Origin of the sequence: Peribacillus alkalitolerans (genome assembly GCF_010882125.1) — a bacterium.
GTDB classification, from domain to species: Bacteria; Bacillota; Bacilli; order Bacillales; family DSM-1321; genus Bacillus_BN; species Bacillus_BN alkalitolerans.
In genome coordinates, this window is record NZ_JAAGVZ010000003.1 from 313314 (window position 1) to 325605 (window position 12292).

13 protein-coding genes are annotated in these 12292 nt (G+C 41.4%); 2 read left to right on the plus strand and 11 right to left on the minus strand.

The window, feature by feature from the left end; genetic code table 11:
* Positions 1-156: 156 nt before the first annotated feature.
* Complete coding sequence (locus G3O09_RS05865; RefSeq protein ID WP_163100542.1) at positions 157-1107, minus strand: NAD(P)H-dependent flavin oxidoreductase; 951 nt, start codon at positions 1105-1107, stop codon at positions 157-159.
* A gap of 73 nt (positions 1108-1180) precedes the next feature.
* Between G3O09_RS05865 and G3O09_RS05870 the strand changes: the two genes are divergently transcribed.
* Both G3O09_RS05870 and G3O09_RS05875 read left to right on the plus strand, forming a co-directional pair.
* Positions 1181-1702 (plus strand): gamma carbonic anhydrase family protein, encoded by a 522-nt coding sequence (locus G3O09_RS05870; protein ID WP_163100543.1) that lies wholly within the window; start codon positions 1181-1183, stop codon positions 1700-1702.
* A gap of 67 nt (positions 1703-1769) precedes the next feature.
* Complete coding sequence (locus tag G3O09_RS05875) at positions 1770-2273, plus strand: DinB family protein (protein WP_163100544.1); 504 nt, start codon at positions 1770-1772, stop codon at positions 2271-2273.
* 45 nt (positions 2274-2318) lie between these two features.
* Here the strand turns inward: G3O09_RS05875 and G3O09_RS05880 are convergent, their stop codons facing one another.
* The 10 genes from G3O09_RS05880 to paaD form a co-directional block, all read right to left on the minus strand.
* Entirely contained in the window at positions 2319-3554 is a 1236-nt protein-coding gene (locus G3O09_RS05880; protein ID WP_163100545.1) for a sensor histidine kinase, read from the minus strand.
* Positions 3555-3723: 169 nt separating this feature from the next.
* Complete coding sequence (gene paaX / locus G3O09_RS05885) at positions 3724-4596, minus strand: phenylacetic acid degradation operon negative regulatory protein PaaX (protein ID WP_163100546.1); 873 nt, start codon at positions 4594-4596, stop codon at positions 3724-3726.
* A gap of 312 nt (positions 4597-4908) precedes the next feature.
* Complete coding sequence (locus tag G3O09_RS05890) at positions 4909-5685, minus strand: enoyl-CoA hydratase-related protein (protein ID WP_163100547.1); 777 nt, start codon at positions 5683-5685, stop codon at positions 4909-4911.
* A gap of 1 nt (position 5686) precedes the next feature.
* Positions 5687-6895, minus strand: coding sequence for a thiolase family protein (locus G3O09_RS05895; RefSeq protein WP_163100548.1), 1209 nt, complete (start codon positions 6893-6895; stop codon positions 5687-5689).
* A gap of 1 nt (position 6896) precedes the next feature.
* Positions 6897-7760 carry a 3-hydroxyacyl-CoA dehydrogenase gene (locus tag G3O09_RS05900; RefSeq protein WP_163100549.1) on the minus strand — a complete coding sequence of 288 codons (864 nt, stop codon included), beginning with the start codon at positions 7758-7760 and terminating at the stop codon, positions 6897-6899.
* Positions 7761-7906: 146 nt separating this feature from the next.
* Positions 7907-9424 carry an aldehyde dehydrogenase family protein gene (locus tag G3O09_RS05905; protein WP_163100550.1) on the minus strand — a complete coding sequence of 506 codons (1518 nt, stop codon included), beginning with the start codon at positions 9422-9424 and terminating at the stop codon, positions 7907-7909.
* Positions 9425-9447: 23 nt separating this feature from the next.
* Entirely contained in the window at positions 9448-10221 is a 774-nt protein-coding gene (locus G3O09_RS05910) for an enoyl-CoA hydratase-related protein (RefSeq protein ID WP_163100551.1), read from the minus strand.
* Between the two features lie 125 nt (positions 10222-10346).
* On the minus strand, positions 10347-11126 hold the full coding sequence (locus G3O09_RS05915) for an enoyl-CoA hydratase/isomerase family protein (protein WP_163100552.1): 780 nt from the start codon (positions 11124-11126) through the stop codon (positions 10347-10349).
* Complete coding sequence (locus G3O09_RS05920; protein ID WP_163100553.1) at positions 11119-11427, minus strand: EthD family reductase; 309 nt, start codon at positions 11425-11427, stop codon at positions 11119-11121. The genes G3O09_RS05915 and G3O09_RS05920 overlap by 8 nt, the downstream gene beginning before the upstream one ends.
* A 328-nt stretch (positions 11428-11755) precedes the next feature.
* Entirely contained in the window at positions 11756-12265 is a 510-nt protein-coding gene (gene paaD, locus G3O09_RS05925) for a 1,2-phenylacetyl-CoA epoxidase subunit PaaD (protein WP_163100554.1), read from the minus strand.
* Positions 12266-12292: the final 27 nt, after the last annotated feature.

Here is a 12292-nt window from a genome sequence, read left to right on the forward strand (position 1 = left end):
ATTCCAAGCGGTTTTTTGATTATATTCAGCTTTGTTTTAATTGGTTGATTATGTAGAATTCACCTAAATTCCTTCCATCCTCCATTACTGCTTTGACCTCATCGGATGCAAATGAACTAAATTTCATCTATCCACTTCGTAAATGGGGGTAAAATTTTATTGGATCATCCCCGATACAACCGATAGTCTATCTTTCGCTTCTTTCATCATGCTCTTCAGCAATTCCTCAACGGAAGGAACATTTCGTATCAATCCTGCAATTTGGCCTCCGTTAACAAATCCATCCTCCATATTCCCATAGATGGCTCCGTTTACATGATAGTATTCTGTGGTCATTTCAGCATACTCTTGTACATCCATGCCCTCTTTTTCCTTTTCTAACACTTTTTCAATATATGGAGTGGGTAAAAGTCTCCTGATTTTCCCTACGGACCTACCTACAACGACTGTTCCGTGATCGTTGCACTCAAGCATTTTTTGCTTATAGCTTTCATGAAAAGGAGCTTCTTTTGTGGCAATGAATCGGGTCCCCATTTGTACCCCACTTGCCCCTAGCATCAATGCAGCAGCCAAGCCGTGTCCATCACCAATCCCACCAGCAGCGATAACGGGAATTGATACCCCTTTGGCAACTTGTGGGATCAGTGCAAATGTAGTTGTTTCTAAATGTGAGTTAATACCAGCCGCTTCGTACCCTTCCGCCACCACTATATCAGCGCCTGCAGCTTCTGCTTTTTGTGCATGTAAAACGGTTGCAATGACACACAAGATCTTGACGCCATTCTCTTTTAAAATCGGAATCATCGGTGCCGGATTCCCTGCTGAATAAGAAACTACCTTTATTTGATGTTTTAAAACTAGCGCGACAAGCTCTTTTACATGCGGATTGACACTGATTGCTATATTAACTCCGAAAGGTCGATTCGTTAGCTTCTTCGTTTCAACAATTATATTTTCTACTTCATCTGGAGTCATCGTACCTGCTCCAATCATTCCTAATCCACCAGCATTAGAAACTGCAGCAGCTAACGGTGCATTCGATATATTTCCCATTCCACCTTGAATGATTGGATATAAGATTCCTAATAATTTTGTAATTTGATTCACACAAAACTCCCCCTCCGTTATAATAATGTTATACTATTTTCAAGATTCAGACAATGAAGAAAGTGGGGATATTATGAAATATGCTTTTCAAAATAAACAACCGAATGTCGATGAAACTGTATTTCTTGCACCTGGCAGCTGTGTGATTGGTGAGGTGACGATTGGCAGGGAATCAAGTGTATGGTTCAATGCCGTCTTGCGTGGGGATGAAGGCCCCATCACGATTGGTGAGAAGTGCAGCATTCAAGATAATGTTACATGCCATTTATATGAAGGCTCTCCCCTTGTAATTGAAGACGAAGTCACGATAGGGCACAACGCAATCCTCCATGGTTGCACGATTGGTAAACGAAGCATCATTGGAATGGGATCCACAATCCTAGACGGAGCTGTGATAGGTGAGGAATGTATCATTGGCGCTAATTCATTGATTCCTCCTGGAAAAAAGATCCCCCCTCGTTCTTTGGTAGTCGGGGCACCTGGAAAAGTGGTTCGTGAAATTACCGAGGAAGATATCAAATTAATCCAATTATCCATCGATACATATGTGGATAAAGGGAAGCAATACAAAAGTTCATTAAAGCCAATGTCATAAAAGATTTTATTGAGAAATATATAGAAAAAGGATTGAATTAGAAATGGATTAGGAGGTCTTACATAACATGTTTCAAACAATCGATAGTTTTTTAAAGGCGTGGGAATACGAAGCAAGGCAAACTCAGAAAGTTCTAGATACACTAACTGATGATTCTCTCAATCAAGCAATTACCTCTGAAAATTGGACGCTGGGTCGTATAGGCTGGCACATTGTCACAGCTATTCACATTATTGCTTCCCCAACAGGTTTAGAATTTGAAGGTCAAGGAAAGGATTGGCCTGTCCCAGAATCAGCCCAGTTTATCGCAAGAAAATACCAACAAGCAAGCGAATCCTTTGTAAATGCGATCAAAACCCAATGGACAAACGAACACCTGCAAAATACAACACACTTTTTTGGACAGAACATGTCCAATGGAGTAATTATGCAATTTTTCATCAATCATCAAATTCATCATCGTGGTCAAATGACTGTTCTCATGCGACAAGCAGGCTTGCCTGTCCCAGGTCTCTACGGTCCATCTAAAGAAGAATGGGCTAAGTATGGGATGGAAGCGCCGCAATTGTAGGTTCTATCAAGAAAAACACTTAGCCTGAATGCTAAGTGTTTTTCTTTACACTGGTATAGTAATGTTAAAGGTTGTTCCTTTTCCTTTTACGCTTTCCACTTCAATGCTTCCTTTTACTTTATGAATCGTGCTATATACCAAAAGCATCCCTAGACCCGTTCCTTCTTTTTTTGTAGAATAATACGGTCTGCCTAATTGCTGAATTTCTTCCTTGGTCATTCCGATTCCATTATCTTTTATTTTTATCTGGATGCTTTTTTTGTACTCAGAGACCTCAATCCTTAAAATACCACCCTTTTCTTTCATCGCTTCAATCCCATTTTTGTACAAATTCGTCAAACACTGTTGAATCTGATTTTTATCGTAAGTTGTATTGAATGAATTCGCGAATCTATATTGAATCTGTACCCCATGCATGTTGGCATAAGGAATCATAATATTTTTCACATATTCTGTTTCTTCCTGAAAGTTTGAATAAACCATGTTCTCACATTGAGGCTTTGCAAATTCTAGAAAATCACTAACAATCCCCTCTGCTCTTTTCAATTCCTGTAAGGCAAATTCCACGTATCTTTTTTCCTCTTCATTAATCGTATGAGATTGATTTAATAGCTGTAGAAATCCATGAGTAACAGTAAGTGGATTTCTGATTTCGTGAGAAACGCTGGCTGATAACTCACTTACCACATTCAATCTTTCTGAATGGACAAACGATTTACGTGATTCTACATTATATATTATTTTTTCTATTAAAATCATTATTATGACCATGACCAAGACGTGAGTAGTCATGGCATGGAAAGCCAATTCCCAAAACTCTTTATTTAAAATTTCTATTAAGCTTATTAATGTCACAAGGTAAAGAAGCATCACGAAAAATGAAACGAGAGCCGCACATGTAATTCTAGTCTTTGGATTCATTCGTATGAATGTTTTACTTAGTAGTGGTACCACTGATAAGATAACAGTTGAGAATAGGAATGAATGGAAGACTCCTTCCCCACCAATCAAAAAACGAACTAGATTTAGAATGAAATAAAGTGGGAGGACACCTCTATACCCTCCAAATAATGCCACAATAATAAATGGAACGTACCGCAAATCATAAATAAACCCCACATCCAATCGGATCGGGTATTCCATGCACAGGACCATCGTAATACTTGAAAGAAAAATTTGTAAGTATTTATTGTAATAGGTCTCTCTATTTTCAAAGAAAATTAATAATATCAAAACTGGGATAAGTAGAAAAAGGAAATTTAAAAGTAATGTTTCTATCAAAATAGAGCTTCCTTTCCTATGCTGTTAAAGATTTAAATTAAAGATTAATTACTTAGTACTATACCATGTGGTAAGAATATACATAATTATATGGCTTTTCATATTAAAAAACACGAGAGTAAAGTTCTAGAAATACAAAGAAGACCGAACATATTCGGTCTATTAAATACTAGAGGATAAATGGATGGTCCATTACATCATACTCTTCATCTTTATGGTCCATTTCGTTTCCTTCCTGGAAGACGGACTCAAAGAAATGAAGGGCTGGTTCCGCTAATTCACGATAGTATTCTGTGAATAGGGAGGCAGCATGACCACCCAGCCACTGTTCAGGTAACAATTCTTCAGGCAATCCAGGGTCTACGAACAAAAACTTCCGGTATTCGTGGACTAGCTTCGTTCGCTCAACGAAGCACTCTGCATCAGTCATGGCCCCTTTTTGGATATTGCTTTTGGCGATAATGTATTTCTGACTATATTCAGTAATGAAATCTTTATATTTTTGATTGATTTCTTCCAAATTCCAGCTTTTATCCATAATCCTGCTGTTATCATGCGGCCCATCATAAGAGGCTATAAAGAAATCTACATACTCTTTAATATCATATTTCTCTATTAGATCATCGACCTGCTTTTCAAGCTTATTCGGGGAAATCCACACGCTATTGGACATCGTACCAAAGCCGCTCCACACTAATTCTTTCCTTAGTTCATCACGAATATTACGTATTTCTTCTGGAATGGTATACATCAGCATGCGCCACTTTCCATCCCATTTTTCAGGATTTAGCTTAAAAATCCGATTGGCCGCTTCTTCCATACGCTTAGCTCCGCGGTCCGTTAAAAAATAGTAGCTTTTGTTACCTTTTTTCTCCGCTTGAACCCAGCCTTGCTTGTTCATGCGGGAAATTGCAGCACGCACGGCTTGGTCATTATGACCAAACTCATTCAGCAAACGAATCAAACTACCAATCCAAATCTTATTCCCATAGTGGCGTATATAATCTCCGTACAGAGTAAATATCATTGATCTTGTATTCATTCTTGTCCTATCCTCTTCCATTCTATCTAGTATTTTTATTTTACCAATTTAAAGCGGTATCGTCTCGTTATCATTCTTACAAATTTGAGAATTTCTGATTTTTAAAAAACACAGATTTATCCCAAATTCGACAAGTTGGGAATATAAACATGAAAGTCGGGATTAAATATGTAAAAGTCGGGATTATCACGCTTAAGTTAGGAATATATGAGCACAACTAGGGATAATAACTAAAATAGAATAGGAGAATTGTTTACAACCCACTACTTTACTAAAAAAACCCAAAAGACCAACCTTTTGAGTCCGATAATCTCATTTCCCTGTAAAAACAGGTGCTCTTTTTTCACTAAAAGCTAATAAAGCCTCTTCCCGATCCTTGGTCGGAATCGTTTTTTCATAGGCTTCAGTCTCAATCTGTAATCCTGTTAAAATATCTGTCTGTAAACCTGCTTCTATCGCATACTTTGCTTGCTGAACGGCAATAGGTGCATTTTTCATGATTTCCCCTGCAAGTGATAGACATTCGGGAATCAATGTATCTTTTTTGACAACCTTTGTTAAAATCCCAATTTCATAGGCTTCATGAGCTGTGATTTTGCGTGCTGTCAAGATCAGTTCCTTCGCCTTCGTTTCCCCAATTAACCGTGGCAAACGTTGGGTTCCACCAGCACCTGGTATGATGCCCCAGCTCACTTCCGTCAATCCCATCACAGCTTCCTCAACTGCAATTTTGAAATCACAGGCTAGTAGTAATTCAAAGCCTCCTCCAAACGCATAGCCGTTAATGGCTGCAATCGTGGGTTGAGGTAACAAAGCCACGCCTTGGAATACATCTCGAATCTTTTTCACATTCCGTCTGACCTCAGAAGGGGTCAATGTTTTTCTTTCCTTTAAATCCGCTCCTGCACTGAACGCTTTATCCCCGCTCCCAGTTATTAATACTACACGTACTTCAGGATCGGAATGGATTTCACTGACCAATTCACCCAGCTCTACTAAACTTTCATAATGGAAACAATTCAATGCTTCGGGACGATTCAATGTAACATAAGCCACGTGATCCTTTTTTTCATAGTTCAGAAACCTCATCTTACTCGCTCCCCATATTTTCGATAATAGTAGAGATTCCTTGTCCAACGCCTACACACATCGTAGCCATTCCGAATCGCTCATTTCTTCTTTTCATTTCATATAGTAAGGTGGTCAAAATCCTAGCTCCACTTGCTCCAAGAGGATGTCCGAAAGCGATTGCGCCTCCGTTCACATTCACTCGGTCACTCGTTAGCCCAAGCTCATTGATACATGCCAATGATTGAGAAGCAAATGCTTCATTCAATTCGACTAACCCTATATCTTCAATGGAAAGGTTCGCCCTTCCCAAGGCTTTCTTTGTGGAATAAATTGGGCCTATCCCCATAATTGAAGGCTCCACTCCCGCAATAGCACTTGACACATAACGTGCTAACGGCTTTAAACCTAGTTCATCTGCTTTTTCCTTAGACATCAATAGTAGAGCAGATGAACCATCATTGACTCCTGAAGCGTTCCCAGCAGTAACCGTTCCACCTGGAAACAATGGTCGGAGTGAAGCAAGCTTTTCAATTGTCGTATCAGAACGAGGATGTTCATCATCCTTAATCAAGAATTCTTTCCCTTTTCGGTCCACATACAAGACTGGAACAATCTCCTCATGGAATATTCCTGCCTCAATCGCTCTTTGAGCCTTCTTTTGACTCTCATAAGCAAATTTGTCTTGCTGCTCCCGTGTGATTCCAAATTGCTTAGCGACATTCTCCGCCGTCTCTGGCATGCTATCTGTGCCATACATTTCTTTCAATTTCGGATTAATAAAGCGCCATCCAATCGTCGTATCAACGAGCTCCATATTGCCTCTAGGAAAATCCTGCTCGGGCTTTTTCGTCACAAGGGGTGCACGCGTCATACTTTCCGTTCCACCTGCGATGTAAATGTCACCTTCACCAGCCAAGATCGATCTCGCCGCATAATTCACTGCATCCAAACCTGAACCACATAATCGGTTAAGCGTCGTTCCGCCCACTTCAATCGGCAATCCAGCTAACAAGGCGGACATCCTTGCTACATTGCGATTGTCCTCCCCTGCTCCATTGGCATTCCCAAAGACCACCTCTTCTATCTCTGCAGGATTTACTTCAGGATTCCTAGTGATAAGCGCTCTGATTACCGTAGCACCCAAATCATCCGGACGAACATTCCGTAATGCTCCATTGTACCTTCCAATCGGAGTCCTGACCGCGTCTACAATCACTACTTCTCTCATTTTATTTAGCACCACCTTTATCTCTGTAATCATAAACGCCACGGCCTGACTTTCGTCCCAGTCTGCCTGCTTTCACATATTGCTCCAACAGTGGGGCGGGACGATATTTTTCGCCGAGCTTAGCATGCAAGTAATTGAGATTATTCAATCTTGTATCTAAACCGACTAAATCCCCAAGCTCAAACGGACCCATCGGATAATTGAGGCCAAGGCGGATTGCCTTATCGATCTCTTCTGGAGTCCCTAAGCCCTCTTGCAACATATAGAATGCCTCATTCCCTACTAGCGCTGAAATTCTGCTCGTAACAAATCCAGGGAATTCGTTGACCACAACGGTTTCTTTTTTCATCAAACCAGCCAGTTCCTTCACAGCCTCAACTGTCTCATCACTTGTTTCCAAACCACGTACAATCTCAATCAACGGCATTTTATGGACCGGGTTAAAAAAGTGCATCGCAATTACTCGTTCCGGGCGATTAGTAAAAGAACCTATTTCAGTCGGACTCATCGTGGAAGTATTCGTTGCAAAAAAACAATGACTTGGTGCATTCTGATCCATTTTTTCAAAGACAGCTTTTTTGATCTCTATCTTTTCAGGCACAGCTTCAATAATAAAATCCGCTTCTTTAAAAGCTTCTTCCATGGATGTCGTATATTTCAAACGTCCCTCCGCCAAATGAAAATCGGATTCTGTAAGCTTCCCCCTTGTTACGGCCTTCTGAAAAAGTCCCGAAATCTCATCTTTCGCGTGGGCCAGTTGTTCTTCCTTTATATCAACTAATGTGACATCACATTTCCCAATCGCTGCCACATAAGCGATTCCTCTTCCCATCACACCAGAGCCGATTACTACCAGTCGTTTCAATTTCTACTCCTCCTTGTTTGAAAAAGGGACACAACCCTTCCAGCCTAAATGAAAGAAAGGGTCTGACCCCACACACTATGAAAAAGGTGACCAAACCTTTAGTGTGAATGAGGGCCAACCCTTCGTCTCTTAGTTATTACCCATTCTTATAATCCAAATGGATTTAAAGGTCGCCCTCCGTAATAGGAAATGACGCTTTTTGTTTCACAGTATAAATCCAGTGTTTCAACACAAAGCTCTCTGCCAAATCCTGATTGCTTATAGCCTCCGAACGGTGTTCCCGGGAATGCAGAAAACGGACAGTTGACCATTACTATTCCCGCTTGGATTCCCTTCGAAATGCGAGTCGCCCGAGCATGGTCTTTCGTCCAGACCGCAGAACCCAAACCATATTCGGTATCATTGGCAAGCTTTAAGGCTTCCTTTTCATCCTTGAATTTCATGACAACCACAACTGGTCCAAAGATTTCTTCCCTGACAGCCTTCGTGTTATGATTCACGTTAGTAATGATAGTTGGCTCATACCAGAATCCATTTTCATAGCCTTCCAATTTCGCTACTGTTCCGCCCGTTTCAATATTGGCTCCATCCGCTTTTGCCGATTCGACATAGGCATGGATGATATTAAGCTGATCCTGGTTGATGATTGCCCCAACATGAGTGCCTTTATCGAAAGGATTGCCTAGCTTAAGCTTCTTCGTTTTTTCGATGAACTTTTCCATGAATTCATCGTAAATTTCTTCTTGCACATACAATCTTGAACGTGCTTCACAAGACTGACCCGAATTATAGAAAATTCCAAAGAGTGAACCATCTACAGCGGCATCGATATCTGCGTCCTCAAACACAATGCTTGGGGATTTTCCACCTAGCTCTAAAGTCACACGCTTTAAAGTACTTGATGCGCGTTCCATAATTTTTCTTCCAATCGGTGTAGATCCTGTGAAAGCAATCTTATCGACCGCAACATGTTCCACTAAATAGTTTCCTACCTCTGAACCAGCTCCAGGTACAATATTCACTACACCTTCAGGTACGCCTGCTTCGATACAGATTTCCCCAAGTACTATTGCTGTTAAGGGTGTCAGTGTCGCTGGTTTTACCACGACTGAACAACCTACGGCAATCGCAGGAGCAATTTTCCAAGCTGCCATCATCAGTGGATAATTCCAAGGAATGATTTGTGCACAAACCCCAACGGGTTCTTTTTCCGTGTGGTTTTGGAAAGCTCCAGGCATGCTATTGACACTTCCACGGTGGCTTACAATTGCACCTGCATAAAATTCAAAGTCCTCTATGGCTTGCATCACTTGCCCTTGGGCAGCGGACAATGATTTACCTGTATCGAGAATCTCTAATTCTACTAACTCATTAAACCTTGAACGCATAATGCTCGCGATTTTATTCAAGGTCCTGGAACGCTTATTGATGGGAAAGTGCCGCCATTTGCCGAAATCAAATGCGTTTCGGGCGGCTTGAACTGCACGTTCCGCGTCCTCAATATTGGCTTTGGCCACATCAGCGATTTTTTCACCTGTAGCTGGATTGTACGTAACGAACGTCTCATTGCTGCTGCTTTCCATTCGCTGCCCGTTAATGATCAATTGGTAGCGGTCTCTCTTCGTTTCAAACTGCTCTAGTTTTGGGTCTCTAACCGTCGACATAGTAATCTCCTTTTCTACGAGACTTATTGTCCAGTGAATACGGAAGGTCTTTTTTCGATAAATGCTTGAACTCCTTCACGATGATCGTGAGTTAAGCCAGCCATTCTTTGACCGTACGCCTCTTTTTGTAAAAATTCATCCAGTGACATTTCATAACTTGCATTCAATTGGCTTTTAATTAATCCAATTGCTTTCGTCGGCATGCTAGCTAACCGTCTAGAAAAGTCGGAAACCGACTCATGCCATTCTTCATCTGTACTGATTTTTGTCACGAGCCCAATTCGATTCGCCTCTTCTGCAGAGACCTTTTCACCAAACACTGCGAGCTCAAGCGCTTTGGCATGCCCAACAATTTTGGGTAAATAATATAAGTTCCCTGAGTCAGGAATCAATCCAACATGAATGAATGCCTGGACTAACTTTGCCTTCTCATGCATAATTCTGAAATCACAAGCTAATGCCAAGCTTAAACCAGACCCTGCTGCCACTCCATTGATCGCGGCAATCACTGGTTTTTGGAGCTTCGATAGCTGAATCATGACTGGGGTATATCTCGTACGAAGCACTTCCCCATGATCCAAACCTTCTCCAACTCCCCCAAGATCCTCACCTGAAGAAAAGGCTCTACCTTCCCCCGTTATGACAAGACATCTAACACTCTCATCCCGATCCACCGTTTTCAATGCATGAAGCATTTCTCTATGCATCGCTTCAGTAAAAGCATTCAATTTATCGGGACGATTCAACGTTAATGTGGCAACAGAATCATTCACTTCGTATTTAATCGTTTCGTACAATGTATGTACCCCCTTGTAGACCCTGCCTCTATAAATCCTTTAGTCTGACCCCACTCACAATCTCATCTCTTAGCGTTAAAGGGACTTTGCCTTTGCATCCTTACTTGTGTAGTGGGACCTAGCCCCTATTTACCTCTAAATTGAGGTTTTCTCTTTTCTTTAAAGGCTAACATGCCCTCCTTTTGATCTTCCGATGAAAAAAGGAGGTAAAAATTCTTTCTTTCGAATTGCATTCCTTCTAAAGTGGTCGAATCAACTGCCTTTTGAACGGATTCCTTTATCAAACGAAGCGATAATGGAGGCTTAGTCGCTAAGTTCTCTGCAAAGCGAACTGTTTCTTCCATTAATAGATTAGAAGGAATCGTGTCACAGACTACACCGTAATGAAGGGCTTCTTTCGCTGAAAAGCGATCCCCTGTCATCAGCCAGCGCAACGCTCTCGTACGACCTACCAACTTAGTCAATCGCTGCGTCCCGCCCGCACCTGGCATGACTCCCAAATTAACCTCTGGAAATCCAAATTCTGCATCTTCCGCAGCAAACAGTAAATCACAACACAGTGCAAGCTCAAATCCGCCACCTAGGGCAAAACCATGAACCGCTCCAATGATGGGTTTTTTAATGGCTCCTAGACGGTCCCAATCCGTAAATTGGTTGAGGAGCTCCATTCCGATTGGATCGGTATTCACCATTTCGTCAATGTCCGCTCCTGCTGCGAATGCCCTTCCATTCCCAGACAATACAATCACACGTATGTACTCGTCTCGATCGTAGCCCTCCATAGCCTCTACAATCTCAGCCACCATTCCTCGATTGATGGCGTTCAGTACTTTCGGACGATTCAACGCAATGAACCCAACGGAACCTTCTACTTTTGTTTCAATGAACTGGAATTCTTTACTCATTCACTTCTTCACCGATCATCAACGTAACTAGATCGCCTGCGAAAGACATTAAATCCTTTCCAGAAGCTCTACCTTCATCGGATTTCATCGCAGCTTTTAATGCTTCATGGCTCTCATAATACATTTCACACATGATATAGTATTTGCCCTCGCCACCCATTGGGCTTCCTACTACTCTTGTAACCTCCATTTTTTGCAGTCCTGGAATTTTAGCCGTGATTGGGGCATGATGACCAAAATAGTGTTGATCAAAAGCTTCCTTATTTTCTGGGTGCTTGTAAAGCGCGATTAATTTAACCATGTAAAATCTCTCCTTTTAGATAAAAAATATTTTTAGTACATAAGCGTCCACTTTATTTTTGGTTTTCGTATTGATTGTTGTTTTTACGTAATAAAGTTTGCCCGATGATCACAACTCCAGGCACTTGCTTTCCGCGGGGAGGAATGGGAGCCTCTTCGGTGTTACCACCTGTGGGGTCTCCCACTTTCCTCTTTTTCCCGCAGGAGTCAAGTATCCTCCGCTACAATCAACTCAGGCAGGTATAGTTAAATTGCGCTAAAAAAGCAACAAACTTTACGAAAACAACCACATTATTAAAACTGCTTAGGTCATGGACGCTAAATTCCCATTACATTAGCGTTGAAATAGGCTTCATTGCTTCAAACGGGTTCTTGCAGGTTTTACAGTACAGGATGCTTCTACATGCTGTTGGTCCAAATATATTCTCCATCGTCGTATATGATGAATCACAATATGGACAAAGTACATGCCATTCCCCTGTTTCGCTCACTTGTTTTGGTGGAGGAGCGATCCCGAACTCTTTGAGTCTTTCACGGCCAATTTCTGAGACACGGTCGGACGTCCAAGGGGGATCAAACACAAACTGGACTTCAACCTCTTCCAACCAATCGAGTGAAGTAACCGCTTTCAAAATATTACTCTTGATAATATCTAAAGCAGGACACCCCATGAAGGTTGGTAGAATGCTAATAACGATACCATTACCAGAAACTTTTATTTCTTCTACCATCCCTAATTCTAAAATGCTGACAGAATCAATTTCTGGATCTTTTACAGATTGTAGCGCCAGTTCTATTTCGGATTGTTGGAGTGCGGTTAATTCCCCGAACCATTTCATACATCATTCATCCCTTTATAAATAGGC